Origin of the sequence: Huintestinicola sp. (assembly GCF_051882455.1) — a bacterium.
Lineage (GTDB): Bacteria > Bacillota > Clostridia > Oscillospirales > Ruminococcaceae > Huintestinicola.
In genome coordinates this window covers 1-18,645 of the sequence record NZ_JBJERV010000095.1, presented here as the reverse complement: position 1 = coordinate 18,645, position 18,645 = coordinate 1, and the positions used below count along the sequence as shown (strand labels likewise).

At 46.9% G+C, this 18,645-nt stretch carries 19 protein-coding genes; 17 read left to right on the top strand and 2 right to left on the bottom strand.

Annotation, left to right across the window (positions count from 1 at the left end; genetic code table 11):
• The first annotated feature begins 3 nt into the window (after window positions 1–3).
• From cbiE to ACI4J0_RS11565, 12 genes are read left to right on the top strand one after another with little or no spacing between them, the layout of a single operon-like run.
• Window positions 4–1,194, top strand: coding sequence for a precorrin-6y C5,15-methyltransferase (decarboxylating) subunit CbiE (gene cbiE, locus ACI4J0_RS11620; RefSeq protein WP_439765978.1), 1,191 nt, complete (start codon window positions 4–6; stop codon window positions 1,192–1,194).
• Window positions 1,191–2,525 carry a cobyrinate a,c-diamide synthase gene (locus tag ACI4J0_RS11615; RefSeq protein ID WP_439765977.1) on the top strand — a complete coding sequence of 445 codons (1,335 nt, stop codon included), beginning with the start codon at window positions 1,191–1,193 and terminating at the stop codon, window positions 2,523–2,525. The genes cbiE and ACI4J0_RS11615 overlap by 4 nt, the downstream gene beginning before the upstream one ends.
• Complete coding sequence (cobT, locus tag ACI4J0_RS11610) at window positions 2,518–3,564, top strand: nicotinate-nucleotide--dimethylbenzimidazole phosphoribosyltransferase (RefSeq protein WP_439765976.1); 1,047 nt, start codon at window positions 2,518–2,520, stop codon at window positions 3,562–3,564. The genes ACI4J0_RS11615 and cobT overlap by 8 nt, the downstream gene beginning before the upstream one ends.
• Complete coding sequence (locus ACI4J0_RS11605) at window positions 3,565–4,089, top strand: bifunctional adenosylcobinamide kinase/adenosylcobinamide-phosphate guanylyltransferase (RefSeq protein ID WP_439765975.1); 525 nt, start codon at window positions 3,565–3,567, stop codon at window positions 4,087–4,089.
• A complete protein-coding gene (locus tag ACI4J0_RS11600; RefSeq protein WP_439765974.1) occupies window positions 4,080–4,850 on the top strand; it encodes an adenosylcobinamide-GDP ribazoletransferase in 771 nt (256 codons plus the stop codon). Before ACI4J0_RS11605 ends, ACI4J0_RS11600 begins: the two co-directional genes overlap by 10 nt.
• 12 nt (window positions 4,851–4,862) lie before the next feature.
• Window positions 4,863–5,252: a bifunctional adenosylcobinamide kinase/adenosylcobinamide-phosphate guanylyltransferase gene (locus ACI4J0_RS11595; RefSeq protein WP_439765973.1), complete on the top strand. Its 390-nt coding sequence runs from the start codon at window positions 4,863–4,865 to the stop codon at window positions 5,250–5,252.
• Window positions 5,249–5,809 (top strand): histidine phosphatase family protein, encoded by a 561-nt coding sequence (locus tag ACI4J0_RS11590; RefSeq protein ID WP_439765972.1) that lies wholly within the window; start codon window positions 5,249–5,251, stop codon window positions 5,807–5,809. The genes ACI4J0_RS11595 and ACI4J0_RS11590 overlap by 4 nt, the downstream gene beginning before the upstream one ends.
• Window positions 5,810–5,847: 38 nt before the next feature.
• Window positions 5,848–6,807, top strand: coding sequence for an adenosylcobinamide-phosphate synthase CbiB (gene cbiB / locus ACI4J0_RS11585; RefSeq protein WP_439765971.1), 960 nt, complete (start codon window positions 5,848–5,850; stop codon window positions 6,805–6,807).
• A gap of 1 nt (window position 6,808) precedes the next feature.
• The gene (locus ACI4J0_RS11580) at window positions 6,809–7,927 is read left to right on the top strand and encodes a pyridoxal phosphate-dependent aminotransferase (RefSeq protein ID WP_439765970.1); all 1,119 of its coding nucleotides are present in this window, start codon (window positions 6,809–6,811) and stop codon (window positions 7,925–7,927) included.
• A complete protein-coding gene (locus ACI4J0_RS11575) occupies window positions 7,842–9,323 on the top strand; it encodes a cobyric acid synthase (protein ID WP_439765969.1) in 1,482 nt (493 codons plus the stop codon). Before ACI4J0_RS11580 ends, ACI4J0_RS11575 begins: the two co-directional genes overlap by 86 nt.
• Window positions 9,320–9,853, top strand: a complete 534-nt coding sequence (locus ACI4J0_RS11570) for a cob(I)yrinic acid a,c-diamide adenosyltransferase (protein ID WP_439765968.1) — start codon at window positions 9,320–9,322, stop codon at window positions 9,851–9,853. Before ACI4J0_RS11575 ends, ACI4J0_RS11570 begins: the two co-directional genes overlap by 4 nt.
• Window positions 9,853–10,485, top strand: a complete 633-nt coding sequence (locus ACI4J0_RS11565; RefSeq protein ID WP_439765967.1) for a precorrin-8X methylmutase — start codon at window positions 9,853–9,855, stop codon at window positions 10,483–10,485. The genes ACI4J0_RS11570 and ACI4J0_RS11565 overlap by 1 nt, the downstream gene beginning before the upstream one ends.
• Here ACI4J0_RS11565 and ACI4J0_RS11560 read toward each other — a convergent pair.
• Window positions 10,475–11,347: an AraC family transcriptional regulator gene (locus tag ACI4J0_RS11560; protein WP_439765966.1), complete on the bottom strand. Its 873-nt coding sequence runs from the start codon at window positions 11,345–11,347 to the stop codon at window positions 10,475–10,477. The genes ACI4J0_RS11565 and ACI4J0_RS11560 overlap by 11 nt on opposite strands.
• 140 nt (window positions 11,348–11,487) lie before the next feature.
• Between ACI4J0_RS11560 and ACI4J0_RS11555 the strand changes: the two genes are divergently transcribed.
• Together ACI4J0_RS11555 and ACI4J0_RS11550 are read left to right on the top strand one after the other, a co-directional pair.
• Window positions 11,488–12,447 carry a glycoside hydrolase family 9 protein gene (locus ACI4J0_RS11555; protein ID WP_439765965.1) on the top strand — a complete coding sequence of 320 codons (960 nt, stop codon included), beginning with the start codon at window positions 11,488–11,490 and terminating at the stop codon, window positions 12,445–12,447.
• 78 nt (window positions 12,448–12,525) lie between these two features.
• On the top strand, window positions 12,526–13,086 hold the full coding sequence (locus ACI4J0_RS11550) for a glycoside hydrolase family 9 protein (protein WP_439765964.1): 561 nt from the start codon (window positions 12,526–12,528) through the stop codon (window positions 13,084–13,086).
• Window positions 13,087–13,153: 67 nt separating this feature from the next.
• Here ACI4J0_RS11550 and glmM read toward each other — a convergent pair whose 3' ends face one another.
• Window positions 13,154–14,497, bottom strand: coding sequence for a phosphoglucosamine mutase (gene glmM, locus ACI4J0_RS11545; RefSeq protein WP_439765963.1), 1,344 nt, complete (start codon window positions 14,495–14,497; stop codon window positions 13,154–13,156).
• Window positions 14,498–14,727: 230 nt separating this feature from the next.
• Between glmM and ACI4J0_RS11540 the strand changes: the two genes are divergently transcribed.
• From ACI4J0_RS11540 to ACI4J0_RS11530, 3 genes are read left to right on the top strand one after another with little or no spacing between them, the layout of a single operon-like run.
• Window positions 14,728–15,909 (top strand): hypothetical protein, encoded by a 1,182-nt coding sequence (locus ACI4J0_RS11540; RefSeq protein ID WP_439765962.1) that lies wholly within the window; start codon window positions 14,728–14,730, stop codon window positions 15,907–15,909.
• Between the two features lie 21 nt (window positions 15,910–15,930).
• Window positions 15,931–17,751: a hypothetical protein gene (locus ACI4J0_RS11535; RefSeq protein ID WP_439765961.1), complete on the top strand. Its 1,821-nt coding sequence runs from the start codon at window positions 15,931–15,933 to the stop codon at window positions 17,749–17,751.
• 59 nt (window positions 17,752–17,810) lie between these two features.
• Window positions 17,811–18,551 (top strand): SH3 domain-containing protein, encoded by a 741-nt coding sequence (locus ACI4J0_RS11530; protein WP_439765960.1) that lies wholly within the window; start codon window positions 17,811–17,813, stop codon window positions 18,549–18,551.
• Window positions 18,552–18,645: the final 94 nt, after the last annotated feature.

Below are 18,645 nucleotides of genomic sequence, written 5' to 3'. Positions count from 1 at the left end.
GATATGACTGAGCCAAATGTTATTATTGCGGGAGTGGGAATGGAGTGCTCGGATAGTTTGACTGTCAGAGCAAAAAATGCGGCTGAGAGTGCGGATATTCTTATCGGCGCTGGGCGTATACTTCGGGGCTTTGAATATCTTCGCAAGGAAACCTTCTGTTCGTATAACGCCTGTGAGATTGCCGATTTTATATGCGGAAAAGGCGATAAGAAAATAGTGGTTCTTATGTCGGGTGACTGCGGCTTTTTCAGCGGTGCAAGAAAGCTTTCGGAGGAGCTTGACAGGCGTGGAGTAAAATATGAGACAATTCCGGGTATCGCTTCGCCTGTTTATCTATGCTCAAGGCTGGGGATAGGCTGGGAAAGACTGAGGTTTGTTTCGCTGCACGGGGCGGAGGCGAATATCGTGAGAGAAGTCTGCTCCAACGAATATGTTTTTGCTCTTCTCGGCGGTGAAAAGGACTGCGGCGAGGTTTGCAGAAAGCTTACGGAGTATGGCAGGGGAAAGGTCACGGTTTTTATCGGGGAAGAGCTGGGATATCCCGGGGAGAAGATAACAAAAGGCTTGGCAGAGGAGCTTTCGGGGGTCATAACGTCAAAGCTTTGCTCAATGCTTATTGTTAACAGTGAATATGAAAAATATCTTGCTTCGGGTATTCCCGACGATGAATTTATAAGGGGAAAGGCGCCTATGACAAAGGCGGAGGTGCGCTGCTCGGCGGTATCAAAGCTTTGTATCGGGGAAAATGACATCTGCTGGGATATCGGCAGCGGAACGGGCTCTGTTTCGGTGGAAATGGCACTGAGATGCCCTCGGGGCAAGGTTTACGCTGTGGAAAAGGACGGGGAGGCGGCGGAGCTTTCGGAAGAGAATTTCCGGAAATTCGGCTGTGATAATGTTATCTCAGTTTGCGGCAGGGCAGAAAATGTTATAAAGGAGCTGCCTGCTCCCGACTGCGTTTTTATCGGCGGCTCGGGCGGTGTATTGTCTGAGATAGTTTCTGCCGCTTTAAGCAAAAATCCGTCGGTTCGCATAGTTATGACGGCGGTAACTCTGGAAACGCTTTCGGAAAGCGAATGCCTGGGCGAAAGAGAGATAGTTGAGATAACTGCGGCTCGGACGGTCAGAGCAGGCAGATACACTATGCTTAGGGGAGAAAATCCTGTTTTCGTGATAAGGAGGCTGTCACGATGAATCGGCTGATGATAGCAGGTACGGGCAGCGGCTGCGGAAAGACCACCATTGTATGCGCTTTGCTTCAGGCACTTGTTGACCGCGGGATAAAAACGGCTTCATTTAAATGCGGTCCCGATTACATTGACCCCATGTTTCACAGAAAGGTTATAGGCACGGAGTCGTATAATCTTGACAGCTTTTTCTGCGATGAGAACACTCTCAGATATCTGCTTCACAGAGGAGCGGGGGAGATATCTGTTATTGAGGGCGTTATGGGCTTTTATGACGGGCTGAACGGTAAGGGCTCTTCCTTTGAGGTGTCGCAGGTGGCTGATACTCCTGTTGTCATTGTTATCAACGCAAGGGGAATGAGCGAGTCGCTGGGGGCTGTTATAAAAGGTTTTTTGACCTATATTCAGCCGAATAAAATTGTGGGATTTATCTTCAACCGTCTTGCGGAGAGCAGGGAGGGAGCTGCCGAAAAGCTTTGTAAGGAGCTTGGGACGGAGTATCTGGGGCGTTTCCCTGCAGATGAGGAGTTTGCTCTGGAGAGCCGTCATCTGGGGCTTGTTACGGCGGCGGAGGTTTCGGGGCTTAGAGAAAAGCTGAAAAGGCTTGCGGACGCGGCAGAGAAATATATACGCATTGACAGGCTTATTGAGCTTGCAAATTCTCCCGAGCTTGTTTTTTCGGAGCCTGATATAAAGCGGAGACACAAGGTAAGGATAGGTCTTTCGGCAGACGAGGCTTTCTGCTTTTTCTATCCCGAAAACGGAGATATGCTTGAGAGAATGGGTGCGGAGATAGTTTACTTCTCTCCTTTGAGAGATGAAAGGCTGCCCGAGGACATAGATGGGCTTATTCTCTGCGGAGGTTATCCCGAGCTTTATGCACAAAAGCTCTCGGAAAATGCTTCTATGCTCGAGTCAATACGGTGGGATGTCAATTCCGGGCTTCCCTGCATTGCCGAATGCGGAGGATTTATGTATCTTCACAACGAATTTGAGGGTATGGACGGGATATTCTGCAAAGGCGCGGGGGTCATAAACGGAAGGGCGTTTAAAACTGCGAAACTGAAAAATTTCGGATACAGCGTTATCACTGCAAATGCAGATAATATTCTTTGTAAAAAGGGTGAAAGCTTTCCCGTCCACGAATTTCACTATTTTGACAGCGACTGCTGCGGTGATGGGTTTATTGCCCGAAAGCCCGGTAAAAGCGGCGAACGGAAGTGCGTTATTGCAAATAACTCGCTCTGGGCGGGATTTCCTCATCTGTATTTTTATTCAAATCCCCAAATTGCCGAAAATTTTCTTTTGACGTGCGAAAGGTTTAAGGAAAATGGATAGAATAAAACTTATTGTACCTGCCGACAGGGAGGCGGAAGGAAGGGCTTCCGAAAAATGGAACAGCATTGCAAAGCCGCTTCACAGCCTTGGTTTGCTTGAAGATATGGTCATAAAGCTGGCAGGTATTTTTGGAAGCGAGAGCTTTTCCATCGACAAGCGGTGTGCGGCGGCAATGTGCGCCGATAATGGGGTTGTCTGCGAAGGGGTCACTCAGACTGACAGCAGTGTTACGGCGATCGTTGCAAGGGCAATGGCTGAGGGCAGCTCTAATATCAATCTGATGGCGAAAGCTGCGGGGGCGGAGGTATTTCCCGTTAATATCGGCATAAATGGCAGCCTTGATATCCCCGGGCTGTTTGACAGGAAAATTGCGGACGGGACGGGTAATATCGCAAATGGTCCTGCTATGACCCGTGAGCAGGCTGAGAAGTCTGTCTGCGTGGGGATAGATATGGTGAGAGATCTCAAGGATAAGGGGTATAATATCATTGTGACGGGGGAAATGGGGATAGGAAACACCACTACGTCCTCGGCAATTGCCTCTGTTCTGCTCGGACTTCCGCCCGAGGAGACCACAGGCAGGGGAGCAGGGCTTGACAGCGAGGGAATAAAGAGGAAAATCGCCGTTATCGGAAGGAGCATTGAGATAAACAAGCCCGACCCAAATGACCCGATTGACGTGCTTTCAAAGGTTGGGGGATTTGACATCGGAGGAATTACGGGGCTTTTTCTGGGCGGGGCGATATACCGTATTCCCATTGTGATGGACGGGTTCATCTCTGCCGTATCTGCGGCTCTGGCGGCGCTTATTTGCCCTGTTTCAAAGGAATATATGCTATGCTCACACGTTTCAAAGGAGCCTGCGGGACGGAAAATGCTTGAGTTTCTGGGATTTGAGCCGCCTATAACTGCGGGGCTTTGTCTTGGGGAGGGAACGGGCGGTGTTCTGCTCCTTCCGATGCTTGACGCTGCTCTGGCGGTCTACAATTCCGCTCATCTTTTCGATAATCTTCCTATGGAAAAATATAAGGAGCTTTGAATGCTGACTGTTATCACGGGTGGGAGCAAGTGCGGAAAATCCTCCATTGCAGAGGACATCCTGTCGGACTTTCACGGCAAAAAGATTTACATTGCCACTATGGAGCCGTACTGCGAGGAGGCTCACATCGCTATTGAACGTCACCGCAGAATGCGCCTGGGGAAAGGCTTCGAGACGGTGGAAAAATACACCGATATTCACGAAACAGACCTTCCCGAGAGGTGCGGCGTTCTGCTGGAATGTGCCTGCAATCTTATGGCAAACGAGATGTTTTCGGCGGGGGAAAAAGAACCTGTCCGAAAGATAATAAATGGTATTGAAAAGCTTTCGGAGCGCGCTTCGGAGGTTATCATCGTTACTAATTCCGTTGGCGAGGACGGGATAGTATATCCCTCGGAAACAATGGATTATATAAAAAATATGGGTATTTTAAACTGCGCTCTTTCTCAGCGTGCCGACAGGGTGATAGAGGCGGTTTACGGTATTCCCGTTATGCTGAAAGGGAGCCTTTGGCAATGCTTATAAAATCGCTGATATCTGCATTTTCAATGTATTCAAGGATACCTATGCCGCATATCGAATGGAAAGAGGAAAACAGAAGATATGCTCTATGCTTTTTCCCTTTTATCGGGGCGGTCATCGGCGGAATGCTTCTGCTGTGGCGCTATATTGCCGATTTGCTGGGAGTCGGAGAGGTCCTTTTCGGGGCTGTTTGCACGGTAATTCCCATTGCTGTGACAGGCGGCATACATCTGGACGGCTTTTGCGATGTATGTGACGCAAAGGCTTCTTATGCTCCGAGGGAAAAGGCTTTGGAAATTATGAGCGATTCTCATATCGGCGCTTTTGCGGCTATATCTCTCGGGATATATCTGCTGCTTGAGTGTGCTTTTTTTGCCGAGGTAAGGGATTTTAAAACTATGCTCGTTATTGCCTGCGTTTTTGTTATTTCAAGGACACTCAGCGGTCTTGCGGCGGTAACGTTTAAATGCGCAAAAAAAGAGGGGGCTTTGCAGAGCTTTGCGAGACCTGCTCATAAAAATGCTACGATCACGGTGCTGATAATAATGCTTATCCTGTGCTGCGGGATAATCGTATATATAGATCCTGCTGCGGGCGCAGGCGGCATAATTGGCGGTCTGGGTGCTTTTGCATATTACAGGAGCTTTTCATACAAACGCTTCGGCGGCATTACGGGAGACCTGGCAGGATATTTTTTGCAGGTGTGCGAGCTGGTTTCTCTTATTTGCATTGTTATTGCGGAAAAAATATTTATGGCTTTGTAAAGGGGTGGCGATATGATACTTATAATTGGCGGAGCGTATCAGGGCAAGACCGATCATGCCCGTTCTCTGGGTATTTCGGATATATGCAGCGGGGCTTCGGAAGATATGGACAGGGTCGGGGAACACTCTGCTGTGAATGATTTTCACCTCCTTATAAAAAGACAGCTTGAGGCAGGGCTTGACCCTTTGGAGGAAGCGGAGAAATTGCTCGAAATAAATCCCGATATCGTTATTATTTCCACGGAAATAGGCGGCGGTATCGTTCCGATGGAAAAATCAGAAAGAATATGGCGTGAGGCTGTGGGAAAAACCTGCTGTTTCCTGGCGCAAAAAAGCAGCAGGGTCGTAAGGGTCATATGCGGTATTCCGACGATCATCAAGGAAACGGGTGATAATAAGTGACGCGGCTTATTTTTATTCGGCACGGTAAGACAGGCGGCAATCTCAGGGGGGCATACATCGGCAGGACGGACGAGCCTTTATGCGATGAGGGAAAAAGTGAGCTTGAAGCAAAGATGTTTCCCGAGGCAGATATTGTTATCTCAAGCCCCATGAAAAGGTGTGTTCAGACAGCGGATATCATTTATAATAAGCTGCCCATACGAATTTATGACAATCTGCGGGAATGTGATTTCGGGGATTTTGAGGGGAAAAATTACAGTGAGCTTAACGGAAATGCCGATTATCAGGCGTGGATAGACAGCGGCGGTACTATGCAGTTTCCGAATGGTGAGGGGCATACGGATTTTACAGACAGGTGCTGCAGGGCTTTTTTGCAGGCGGTCTCAGAGAACGAAGGAAAAACAATTGCTTTTATTGTTCACGGGGGAACTATAATGTCTGTTCTTGAGCGGTTTGCTGAGCCGAAAAAGGGGTATTACGATTATATGGTAAAAAATGGCTGCGGCTTTCTGACGGAATTTTCGGACGGGAGCATCAGGGCCATCAAAGAGATATAATAGTATAAGATCATTATTGAGAAAGGACGGTTTTGGATATGCCTGTTATTCCTCTTGTTATCGGTTTTCTTCTTGACTTATTATTGGGAGACCCTCATTCTCTGCCTCACCCCGTAAGACTTATCGGGACGCTCATTTCAAAGCTGGAGGACTTTTTCAGAAACAAGATAAGCGATGAAAAGAAGGCGGGTACCCTCCTTTGCGTTTCGGTACTGATAATATCGGCGGGGATACCTGTTTTGCTGCTTTTGCTATGCTATAAGATACACATTGTTCTCGGAATTGCCGTTGAGAGTATCCTGTGCTATTATCTGATCGCGGCAAAATGTCTGAGGGACGAGAGTATGAAGGTATATAAGGCCTTTGAGGAGGACGATACCGAAAAGGCAAGGTGTGCTGTTTCTATGATAGTAGGAAGGGATACCAATGTTCTTGACAGGGACGGTATTATTCGTGCTGCGGTGGAAACGGTGGCGGAAAACACCTCTGACGGTGTTACTGCGCCCTTGTTTTATATGGCGATAGGCGGTGCGGCATTGGGATCTTTCTACAAGGCGGCAAATACTATGGACTCTATGATAGGCTACAAAAACGAGAAATATCTGAACTTCGGCAGGACGGCGGCAAAGCTTGACGATGCGCTTAATTTTATCCCCTCACGGTTTACGGCGCTGCTGATGATAATTTCCGCTTTCTTTCTCGGTCTTGACGGGGACGGAGCTTTCAGGATATGGCAAAGAGACAGGAGAAATCATTCAAGTCCGAACTCTGCTCAGACTGAGGCTGCTGCTGCGGGGGCTTTAGGCGTAAGGCTCGGGGGCAATGCTTATTACTCGGGCAAGCTGTGCGAGAAGCCTTACATAGGCGACCCTGTCAGAGAGATAGTGAACGAGGATATTGTGAGGGTCAACAGAATGATGTATGTATCAAGCGTGTTGATGCTCGTTATTGCCTGTGTGGTCAGAATGATAGTTTTCGCTTTGTTTGGAGGCTTTTGATATGGATAAATACGAGCACGGCGGAGATATTTATTCAAGAAATATCAAGCTGGATTTTTCGGCAAATATCAATCCACTGGGAATGAGCGAGGGCGTTATGGAGGCTTTGCACAGGGCTGTGGACAGCTGCAGGTTTTATCCCGACCCTTTATGCAGGGAGCTTTGTGCAAAGATAGGAGAGAAAGAAAATGTTCCTTCCGAATATGTCTTATGCGGAAACGGTGCGGCTGACCTTATATATCGGGCGGTTTTTGCCGTAATGCCTAAAAAGGCTCTGCTTATTGCTCCCACATTTTCCGAATATGAACGGGCGCTTGAGGCAGCGGGCTGCGAAACAGAATTTTTCGGCTTATCCGAGGAAAACGGCTTTGAACTGACTGAGGATATCATTTCAAAGCTCAGCGGAATGGATATGCTGTTTCTCTGCAATCCCAATAATCCTACAGGAAAGCTTATTGCCCCCGAGCTTCTTTCGGAAATTGCGGACAGATGCCGTGAGACGGGAACAAGGCTTATTCTCGACCACAGTTTTATTGATTTCAGCGAGAGAGCGGCGGAATATCCTTCGGCTGAGCTTATCAAAAAGGGCGCTGTTATCATCAAAGCGTTCACAAAAATGTATTCTGTCCCGGGAGTGCGGCTTGGATATATGCTTTGCGGCGACGGGGAATTTATGCGAAAGGTCGGGCTTGCCGGACAGAGCTGGAGCGTCAGTGTTCCCGCTCAGGCGGCAGGGCTTGCGGCTCTTGCGGATGAGGATTTCGTAAGCAGGACGGTAACGTATATTTCAAGGGAAAAGCGGTATATAAACGAATATATGGGAAAATTTCCGGTAATCGACATTTTTCCCTCGGAGGCGAATTTCCTGCTTTTTAAATCGGAAAAGCCCATTGAGGAGATACTGCAAAAATATGAAATTGCCATACGCTCCTGCAAGAATTTCAGGGGGCTTGGCGAGAATTTCTACCGAATGGCTGTAAAAAGCCATGAGGACAATCTGAAGCTTATTTTTATTCTCAGAAAGGAGTTATCCGATGGCTCTGAAGCTTATGATCCAGGGTACCACGTCGAACGCTGGGAAAAGCTTTTTCTCCGCGGCACTCTGCAGAATCTTTTATGAGGACGGCTATTCCTGCGTTCCCTTTAAATCCCAGAATATGGCACTCAATTCTTATATAACCTCGGAAGGGCTGGAGATGGGGCGTGCTCAGGCTATGCAGGCAGAGGCAGCCTGCGTTGAGCCATCGGCGCTCATGAACCCGATCTTGTTAAAGCCCACCTCTGACATCGGCTCGCAGGTGATCGTAAACGGCAGGGTCAGGGGCAATATGCGTGCGACCGAGTATTTCAGGAATAAGAAAATGTTCATTCCCGAGATAATGAGCGCTTTTAACGAGCTGGATAAGAAATACGACATCATCGTTATCGAGGGGGCGGGAAGTCCCGTTGAGCTTAATCTGAAAGCAGATGATATCGTTAATATGGGTATGGCAAGGCTTGCAAATTCACCTGTTCTGCTTGTGGGGGACATTGACAGGGGAGGCGTTTTCGCTCAGCTCCTCGGTACCCTCATGCTCCTTGAGGAGGACGAGCGGCAGATGGTGAAGGGACTTGTTGTAAACAAATTCAGAGGGGACAAGACCCTTTTTGACGATGGCTGCAGTATACTTGAAGAACGGGGCGGAGTTCCTGTGGCGGGGGTAATTCCCTATATCGACTGCGATATCGATGATGAGGACAGTCTGTCGGACAAGCTTGAAAGCAGGCGGCAGGGAGTTGTAAGCATTGTTGTTATCCGACTGCCGAGAATATCCAATTTCACTGATTTTGATGTTTTTTCCCAATATGATGGGGTTTCGGTGACATATGCTTCAAAGCCATCGGAAATTTACGGCGCCGATATGATAATTATTCCCGGAACAAAAAGCACCATTTCGGATATGAAATGGCTTAGGGAAAGCGGTATTGAAGCGGCTGTGCTCAGAATGGCGGAAAAAGGAGTCCCCATTTTCGGCATATGCGGCGGATATCAGATGCTCGGTGAGATGATATCCGACCCCGAAAATACCGAGGGAGGCGGTGAGATAAGGGGAATGGGGCTGCTGCCCTGCGTTACCGTTTTCCGCTCCGAAAAGACGCGGACTCAGATAACGGGAAGAATGGAGGCTCTGACAGGTCCCCTTGCGGCTCTTTCGGGAAAGGGATTTTCGGGATATGAGATCCATATGGGTGAGACTATGGTAAAAGGAAATGCTTTGTCCCGATTTGAAAACGGCATATCTGACGGGTGCAATGTCAAAAATATTTACGGAAGCTATGTTCATGGGATATTTGACAGCAGCGAGGTATCATTTGAGACAGTGAAGTGTCTGTTCGATGCAAAAGGGATGACATTCGGCGCAAAGGCGATGAGCCGCAATGAGTACAAGGAGAGGCAGTACAGGCTGTTGGCTGACAGGGTACGTGAAAATATCGATATGGAGCTTATATATAAAATTCTGAGGAATGGAATATGAATAACGAAAAAGGACTTATCCACATTTACTGCGGAGAGGGCAAGGGAAAAACCACGGCGGCTCTGGGGCTTGCTCTCAGGGCGGCGGGAGCAGGAAAAAGGGTACATCTTGTACAGCTTTTGAAGGGAAATCCCACTTCGGAGCTTAACAGCCTGGAACTTCTTCCCGGTATAACTGTTGACCGTCCGGAAAAAGCCTTCGGATTTACCTTTAATATGACAGAGGAGCAGAAGTCGGAGCTGACGGGTATCCACAACAGACTGCTGATATCCGCTTTTGAAAAAATGAATTGCGGCGATACGGATATGCTTATTATAGACGAGTTTTTTGCTGCATACAATAAAGGTCTCCTTGACAGGCAGATCGCCGACAGGATAGTTTTTGAGAAAGCATCTTCCTGCGAGCTTGTTCTGACGGGGAGAGGGCCTGACAGGAAATTCATTGATACCGCCGATTATGTAAGTGAGATAAAATGCGTGATGCACCCGTATGAACAGGGCGTTTCGGCTCGGAAGGGGATAGAATACTGATGCTTGAATATGTGCGTCCCGAGGATATTGAAAAGCGGAGCTTTGAGATCATTTCCGGGGAAATTGCGGAAAGGGGCGTTACCCTTGACCCAAAGCTGGCTCCTGTGATAATGAGAGTTATCCACACTACGGCTGATTTTGATTACCTTGATAATCTGAAATTTTCCGAAAATGCGGTGGACACCGCTTTAAAGGCTCTCAAAGAGGGAGCGTATATCGTTACCGACACGAATATGGCTCTGTCGGGTATAAACAAGACGGCGCTCAGCAGGCTTGGCTGCGAGGCTTACTGCTTTATGGCGGATAACGATGTGGCTCAGGCGGCAAAGGAGAATGGCGTTACAAGAGCCTGCGCTTCTGCGGAAAAGGCTTCAAGGCTCAGCGGAAAGCCCATAATTCTCGTTTCGGGAAATGCGCCTACATTTCTTATAAGGGCAAGAGAGCTTATGGACAGCGGAGAGCTTGCCCCTGCTCTTGTCATCGCTATGCCTGTGGGATTTGTGAACGTGGTGCAGTCAAAGGAGCTTATTATGGCTTCTGGTGCTGAATATATTGCTGCCCGTGGACGAAAGGGCGGCAGCAATGCGGCGGCGGCTGTGGTCAATGCGCTGATGTATATGCTCACACGGTGAGATTTTTCTGCCTGGTATCACGAAAATGCTTCGGCGTGGTACCGTGGTGCTTTTTAAAGCTTTTTATCATATGGCTGCAGTCGGAAAAACCCGTTTCCTGGCTGATATAGGTGAGGTCAAAGTCGGTGAAGATAAGAAATTCCTCAGCTTTATAAATTCGCATATCTTCGATATATTCCTTGCAGGTCTTTCCGTAGACCGCAAGGAATTTTTTTGCAAAATACGAGTAGCTCATTCCGCACTTTTCCGCTATTTCAGAGACCTTGGGATTTTGTGACATACTGCTGTCGATATATTCGGTGATGTTGTAAATGTCATAGCGGCTGTCCTCGGCAAATGCCTCGCTGTCAACACGAAAGCCCTTATCCTGCCAGCAGCGCAGGACGTTTATCAGCAGTCTGCATATTTCCGAGCGTATCATTATATCATAGCCGTATCTTCCTCGGTTCATCTCGCCGATACACCGCTCAAAGCTTTCGGCAGCGCCCATTGCGGCTGTTTCATCAGAGGAGAAAAATACAGTCATTCCTTTTTTCTCTGCACATCTGAAAATGCTTCTCAGCTTGGGACTGTAGGCAGAGGACATATTCATTCGGTTGATATCCAGCTTGATTACGTCCAGCTTTAACGGCTTTCCGTCGGCGCTGTAGATAGAATGCACCGATTTGGGGTGAAAGATGACCATATCTCCTTTGGAGGCATGATATACATTGTTTCCGTCGTGCATTTCGGCGTTTCCGTCAATGGTATAGATTATCTCCATATAGTAATGCCAGTGGGGACGGACGGGATAATTCGAAAAGAAACAGAAACATTCCACGGGATTATTCAGCATATCGTTTTCTTCAAAAAGATATCTCATTTTTTATCGTCCTTTTATGATAGATTTTTACAATTTATGTGCTTTTTATATTATATCATAAAAAAATCCTGTATGCTATACTTTGTTTAAGATTTAAAATATTTTTCATACATAATTCTTTAAAAAAGAGGGATCTCTATATGAGTGATATCTTTATAAGTCAGGCAGGATACAGACCTGACAGCGTAAAAAAGGCTGTAATGCCGTTTCCCGCAGAGTCATTTGAGATAGTCGGCATAGACGGAAGTGTTCGCGCTGCAGGCAGCACAGTTTATGCAGGCGCCGACAAAAATTCGGGAGACGTTTTATATACCGCAGATTTTTCCGATTTTTCGGAAAAGGGAACCTTCCGCATTCGTGCAGGTAATTTGACCTCCGAGCCCTTTGAAATAGGGGAGAGCGTTTATGAAAAGGCTCTTGACTGCACTTCAAAGGCTTTTTATTACCTGCGCTGCGGCTGCGGTCTTCTTGAAAAATATGCAGGCAGATTCAGACACAGCGTTTGTCACAGGTCCCGCGGTCTTCTGTGGGAAAACAGGGATATTTCTCTGGAAATAAGCGGCGGCTGGCACGATGCGGGGGATTATGGAAGATATGTTACCCCGGGCGCCTGTGCGCTGGCTCACCTGCTTTACGGATATATACTTTTCCCCGACGCTTTCAACAGACAGAAGCTCAATATTCCCGAAAGCGGCGGCGTTCTTCCCGATATACTTGCGGAATGCCGCTATGAGCTTGACTGGCTGCTGAAAATGCAGAGAGAGGACGGTGCGGTATATCACAAGGTCACTTCCGCTCATCATGCTCCTTTTATAATGCCCGAGGAGGACAGGTCGCAGATGTTTGTATTTCCCGTATCTTCATCTGCAACAGCTGACCTGGCGGCTGTGTGCGCTCTTGGAAGCAGGGTCTACAGGCAGTTTGATGAGGATTATTCCGCACGCCTTCTGGAAGCGGCTCAAAGAGCATTTGAGTGGCTTGAGAAAAATCCCGGGTTTATCGGATTTAATAATCCTCCCGGCTGTGCTACGGGTGTTTACGGCGAATGCTGCGATGATGATAACCGTTTCTGGGCTGCGGCAGAGCTTTTATCCGCTTAGGGTGACGAAAAATACCGAAATGCGGTCCGAGAATACCTAAAAAAGGATTTTTCGGTTACCGAGCTCGGATGTTATTCCGTGGGAGGCTTTGGGGCGCTTTCCTATGTTCTCGGAGCAGGCGGAGACAGTGACATTATAAAGCGGCTTGAGGACGCATTTATAAATGAGGCGTACAGGCTGAAGGAGCTTGCCGATAACTGCGGCTATGGTGCTGCTATGGGCGAATTTGAATATTGCTGGGGAAGCAATATGAATTTGTTAAAGCACGGAATGATATTTGCCATTGCCGACAGGTGCTTCGGAAAAAGAGAGTTCAGAAGGTACGCTCAGGCTCAGGCAGATGTGCTTTTCGGAGTTAATGCTCTCGGTATCAGCTATGTTACGGGAATTGGCGGAAACTGCTGCAAATATCCCCATCTCAGACCTGCCTATGCCGACGGGGTGGAGGAGTGTATCCCGGGAATGGTATGCGGCGGTCCGAACAGGAACCTTGACGACTCCGAGGCAAAATGCATTATAAAGCCGGGTACTCCTCCTATGAAATGCTTTGCGGATAATGTGGGGTGCTATTCGCTGAACGAGGTCGCGATCTACTGGAATTCGCCTGCGGTGTTCCTGCTGGCATATCTTAGCTTGTAACAGCGCAGACTTTACATATATGACATCAGCCGACTTCCTTTCTGTGAAGTCGGCTGATGTGTTTTTATTAAAGTATAAAACCCTTTTCTCTGACCACATTTTCCACCATTGAGACGTATTTTTCGCAAAGCTCCTTTGTCTGAGCTTCTGCCATAATTCGGAGAAGCGGCTCCGTTCCGCTGGGACGGACAAGCATTCTGCCGTTGTTTCCAAGCTCGGTCTCCGCTTGCTTTACAGCGGCAAGCACATCGGGGTCGCTTAATACGGCGTTTTTGTCGGTTACGCGCACATTTTTCAGCAGCTGGGGATAAATGGTAAGGGGAGCGCAGAGCTTTGCAAGGGTGGTTTTCTTGCTGCACATTACCTGCATAAGCTTTATTGCGGTGATGATGCCGTCTCCCGTATTGGCATACTTGCTGAAAATTATATGACCCGAATTTTCGCCTCCAAGCTTGTAGCCCTTTTCGTTCATACATTCGTATACGTATTTATCTCCCACAGCGGTCTTTTCGTAGCTTATGCCAAGCTCGTCAAACGCCTTGTAAAGCCCGATATTGGACATAACGGTAGTTACCACGGTATTATGCTCAAGGGTGCCTTTTTCCTTCATGTAGCTGCCGTAGATGTAGAGTATCTTGTCGCCGTCAACCACGTCGCCGTTTTCATCTACCGCAAGGCAGCGGTCAGCGTCTCCGTCAAAGGCAAAGCCTGCGTCAAGATGCTGTTCTTTTACAAGCTTCTGCAGTCCTTCTATGTGGGTAGAGCCGCAGTCGGTGTTGATATTCAGACCGTCGGGGTCATTGTTGATAACATAGGTCTTGGCTCCGAGTGCGTCAAAAACGCTTTTGGCAATAGTGAAGGAGGAGCCGTTTGCACAGTCGAGACCGATACGCTTGCCCTTGAGGGAATAAACCGCAAGGGAAATAAGAAATCCGATATATCTGTTCCTGCCTGCGGAATAGTCGCTGGCGCAGCCTATCTTATCCCTTTCCGCAAGGGGTATCTCGGGATATTCGCCGTCTATGTATTTCTCTATCTCAAGGATAACGCTTTCTTCAAGTTTTTCTCCCTTGTTGTTGAAAAGCTTTATTCCGTTGTCATAATAGGGATTATGGCTGGCGGAGATCATTATGCCGCAGTCAAAATCATCGGTGCGTACAACGTAGGAAACGCAGGGGGTGGTGGTGACGTGCATAAGGCTCACGTCCGCTCCCGATGCGGTAAGACCTGCAACGAGGGCATATTCAAACATATAGGAGCTTCTTCTTGTATCCTTGCCGATGACCACCGAGCAGCGGTGATCTTTTCCGTAATAATAACCGAGAAAACGTCCTATTTTAAAGGCGTGTTCTACGGTAAGGGTCTTGTTGGCTTCTCCGCGGAAGCCGTCTGTTCCGAAATATTTAGGCATTGTCATTCTCCGTTCAGATATATTTTTATGGTATATTTTATGATTTATTTGATTTTATGGTGAAAACACTCACAAGCTTTATTTTATCATTTTATTCCATATTTGTCAACAACAGCGCAGTTAAAAATTATAACAATATGATTACAGAACAGGCACAAAACGGTACAGCAATTGACAGAAATTTTTTGGGGTGTTATACTAATAATATATCATATTTATGGGGGCTTTATATGAAAAAATCACTGTTAATGCTTGCTTGTATGACTTTTCTGCTCACCGCCTGCGGAAATGAGACAAGAGAGCCGGAGGAGACGGATATGATCGAGACAACGGCGGAAACGCTTTCAAAAAATGTGGAGGAGCCTGACGATGATACAGTATATCCTTGGCTTGATCTGACCGAATTTGCGGAGGAAAGCTACAGACCTATTGGTGTCCTTCCCGCAGGAGGTGACAGCATTATCGTGACATATGACTCAAACAAAAAATATGATGTGGAGGACAGGAATAATTCAGCTGAATATGCCGATTACATTTCGTGTATTGATATTACTGATAAGAAAGAGTTTTATCGTATAGATGCTCATGTGAATGACAGTTTCTTTCAATTTTATGAGCACTTTGAAAATGGCAAAAAATCTGTCTGTGCAGTTCTCGGAATTGTCGGCAAGGATAAGGCAGTTAAAAAAACATCTCTTATCGAGTTCAGTCCCGATGGAGAATATAAGCTTACGGAAGATATGGGAGAAAAGGATATCGTGTATAGCTGGGGTGAAAGAGCGGTATCGGATTATTACGGAAGTATTTCCAATGTGCTTGACGGCAGCATGATAATGCAGGCTGAAAAAACGATAGGACCTGAAGTTGAAGAAATTATGTTTTATCGTTTTTCTATGCCTTTGGACGAAAACAGATTTTTATATCAGATATATCGTATCGAGGGCTGGCAATGGGTTGATGGTATAGGGATATATGATCTTGAACAGGATAGCTCAGCCGTTATTCCCGACAGCAGAGACTCCGAGGTTTTAGGCGTTCATAACGGCAATATCTATACCTTAATGACAAATGCTGAAACAACAATTTATGTTACCGATTCCGAAAATCTTGAGAGCAGGGTTTTGTGCGGTTCGCCCTTTGAGCTTGGACAAAATGATTTTATAGATTTCAATATGACCGAAAGCGGCGAATATTTTTCGGCGTATAAAAAGACAATAATAAATTCAAATAGTCCGAATAAAAAAATTGTTCCTGCCGAATTGGCTCTGCTTGGCAGCGATACGGGAAAAATTATAAAGACATATTCCTTTGGGGCAGAATTTGAGTCCGGTGCTGAACTATTTTTCACCGACAGCTATATCTGCTTTTTCGACTATCAAACGAATATGATATACGCGGCAAAAAGACCGTAAAATTTGAAATGGGGACTTTATATGAAAAAAACACCGCTTGCGCTCATCTGCCTTTCTCTTCTGCTTTCCGCCTGCGGAGCCGAGACAAGGGAACCCGAGGAGACGGATATGATCGAGACAACTGCTGCTATGGAAACAGCTGCTTCCGTATCGGAAACATCGTTCGAAGCATTTTCTGAAACACTGTCCGAAACAGATAATGAAATAATAAAGCCTGTTATCATTGACGAGAGAGAAGCTGTTCCCGATGGCTTCACGCCTGCCCTTGAATTTAATGAATTTGCAGACGAGGGATATTATTATGGAAGTCATTCCGTTTCGGGCAGCGATGTTCTTCTTGTGTGTTTCTGCTATGACCCCAACAGGGGAGACGAGATAAAGCCCTGTTATCTTGTAGGAATATCCTTAACGGATAAAAAGCAGCTGTTCAGGATAGACGCACCCTCCTCAGACTGTTACTTTGATCTGACAGAAAATATAACAGATGGAGAAAAGTCTGCCTGTGCTGCTTTGGAGAAAATAGGCGGCGAAAAGGTTTCGCTCATAGAGTTTGACAAGGACGGGAATTACAAGATAACCGAGGAAGCAGGCTCGGACGATATTGTTTATTCATGGGGCGACAGAGCTGTCAAGACTGTTAACGGCAGCATTGTAAATGCTCTTGACGGAAGTGTTCTTTGCCAGCGGTATGACGAGGAAAATGACCCCGATTTTGTTAATAGCAAAGTATACCGTTTCTCCATGCCTTTGGATAATGACCGCTTTATTTATCAGATGTTCGGTTATGAATGGTCTGAGGGTGCAGGGATTTACGATCTCAGTACGAGCACCTCGGTAAATTTTCCCGACAGTATGAATACCGCTCCTTTAGGCGTTCATAACGGTATGGTCTATACTGTTGATAGCTTTGACGGGGTGGGGGAGAATATCTATATTACCGACCCCGCCACTCTCGAAAAAAAGCTTTTCTGCGGTTCTCCCTACGAGCTTCAGATGAACGATATGCTTTATTATGAGATGCCTTCAAGCGGAGAGTTTATATTGGCAGTATATGCACCTTGGTTTGAACGTGAGGAAAATGCAAAGCTCGCTCTGCTTAGTCCCGATACGGGAGAGATCATGACCGAATACACGCTTCCCGATATTCCAAATTACTACCCGCCCTTTTTTACCGATAATTATATTTGCTTGTTCGATTATACTGACGATATTATCTACACCTTGCCTATGCCCCGGGGAGAATTTTCCCTTGAGGACAAGGGCGATAGCACAGAGCTTTGTTATACATATCTTGGCAAGTCCGAAACGCTAAGAGCTTATGATAATACCCAAATGTGGAACCTGAGCAGCTGTACTGTCAAGGATTTTAATGATGTGATGGGGTATGACGGTGTGATATATACCGAGACGGCAGCAACAAGGTATTGGTCGGAGAACTTTTATCTTTCGGTAATTGACGGCAAGCCCGTATGCATTGCGGAAAGCTTCGGCAATGGAGACGGCGAGAATGACAGCATTGCCGACATTGACGGAGACGGCATTAACGAGCTTATCTGCAACTGTATTTACGGAGCGGACGGAGCGCAGGTCTGCTACATTTACAAAATAACTGACGAGGGCATTATGAGGGCAAGCGGACACGATCTTATGGGCGAGGAAATATTAAAAATGCAGGTTGTTGCGGGCAATACTTCCTCGGAATATCTTCCCGAAAAGAATAAAATGCTTTGCGGATATTTTGAAGATGAAGAATATGTAACTGCCGAATATGATATAGATATGTCTGCGCTGAATTTCGAGCCTTTCGTATCATCATTCTTTGATGTGCCTTCGGACGAATAATTTAACATGGGCGTTCATATATTTGACTATATGCTTTTTAACAGAAAGGTCGGATATGAATGCCCAGTGTTTTTTTAAGCCCGTCCACACAGGAGTGGAATAAATACGCCACCAGCGGCAATGAGGAGCAGTATATGAATATGCTTGCGGATCTTATGGAGCCGTATATGCTTGCTTCGGGAATTACATTTACCCGAAACGACCCTGCAAGGAACGTGAACGGTGCTATCGAGGATTCAAACAGCGGCTGGTATGATGTTCACCTTGCGCTCCACACCAATGCAGGGGGAGGACAGTATGCAGGAGTTTCACGGGGTATCGAGATATATTACTCTCCCTATTCCGATTACAGCCGCCGCCTTGCAACTATAATCGCTAACAATATGGAGGTAATTTATCCCATACCCTCAAAGGTAAGCACCATTCCAACCACCTCTCTTGCGGAGGTCACAAGGACAAAAGCGGTGGCTGTTCTTGCTGAGCTTGGCTATCACGACAACTACGAGGACGAGGCTTGGCTCAAGGATAACCTTGAGCTTATCGCAAGGACTATGGTGCAGTCTCTCTGCGATTATTTCGGCATACCCTTTGTGGAGCCGTCTCCCGTTCGGACGGGAACAGTTCGGACAGACGGCTCAAATCTCAACATAAGAAGCTATCCTTCGACCGACTCCTACATAGTTGGCAAGATACCCAATTGCGGTCAGGTGAATATTTACGGCGAGACGGATAACTGGTATGTGGTGAAATACAACGGTATAACAGGCTATGCGGCTATGGATTTTATTGAAGTGAACTGATTTTCTCAGCTCTCCCGGTTTTCGGGGGAGCTGTTTGTGTTATACTAATAACCAATTGTTCTATGGATAAAGACGGTGGATAGAATACGACAAA

Coding starts and splice junctions, on each gene's coding strand:
- ACI4J0_RS11595 (WP_439765973.1), top strand. CDS start 4,863: ATGATACTTATAATTGGCGGAGCGTATCAGGGCAAGACCGATCATGCC.
- ACI4J0_RS11560 (WP_439765966.1), bottom strand. CDS start 11,347: ATGAGATATCTTTTTGAAGAAAACGATATGCTGAATAATCCCGTGGAA.
- ACI4J0_RS11605 (WP_439765975.1), top strand. CDS start 3,565: ATGCTGACTGTTATCACGGGTGGGAGCAAGTGCGGAAAATCCTCCATT.
- ACI4J0_RS11540 (WP_439765962.1), top strand. CDS start 14,728: ATGAAAAAATCACTGTTAATGCTTGCTTGTATGACTTTTCTGCTCACC.
- ACI4J0_RS11555 (WP_439765965.1), top strand. CDS start 11,488: ATGAGTGATATCTTTATAAGTCAGGCAGGATACAGACCTGACAGCGTA.
- ACI4J0_RS11615 (WP_439765977.1), top strand. CDS start 1,191: ATGAATCGGCTGATGATAGCAGGTACGGGCAGCGGCTGCGGAAAGACC.
- ACI4J0_RS11530 (WP_439765960.1), top strand. CDS start 17,811: ATGCCCAGTGTTTTTTTAAGCCCGTCCACACAGGAGTGGAATAAATAC.
- cobT (WP_439765976.1), top strand. CDS start 2,518: ATGGATAGAATAAAACTTATTGTACCTGCCGACAGGGAGGCGGAAGGA.
- ACI4J0_RS11600 (WP_439765974.1), top strand. CDS start 4,080: ATGCTTATAAAATCGCTGATATCTGCATTTTCAATGTATTCAAGGATA.
- cbiE (WP_439765978.1), top strand. CDS start 4: ATGACTGAGCCAAATGTTATTATTGCGGGAGTGGGAATGGAGTGCTCG.
- ACI4J0_RS11575 (WP_439765969.1), top strand. CDS start 7,842: ATGGCTCTGAAGCTTATGATCCAGGGTACCACGTCGAACGCTGGGAAA.
- cbiB (WP_439765971.1), top strand. CDS start 5,848: ATGCCTGTTATTCCTCTTGTTATCGGTTTTCTTCTTGACTTATTATTG.
- ACI4J0_RS11580 (WP_439765970.1), top strand. CDS start 6,809: ATGGATAAATACGAGCACGGCGGAGATATTTATTCAAGAAATATCAAG.
- ACI4J0_RS11570 (WP_439765968.1), top strand. CDS start 9,320: ATGAATAACGAAAAAGGACTTATCCACATTTACTGCGGAGAGGGCAAG.
- glmM (WP_439765963.1), bottom strand. CDS start 14,497: ATGCCTAAATATTTCGGAACAGACGGCTTCCGCGGAGAAGCCAACAAG.
- ACI4J0_RS11565 (WP_439765967.1), top strand. CDS start 9,853: ATGCTTGAATATGTGCGTCCCGAGGATATTGAAAAGCGGAGCTTTGAG.
- ACI4J0_RS11535 (WP_439765961.1), top strand. CDS start 15,931: ATGAAAAAAACACCGCTTGCGCTCATCTGCCTTTCTCTTCTGCTTTCC.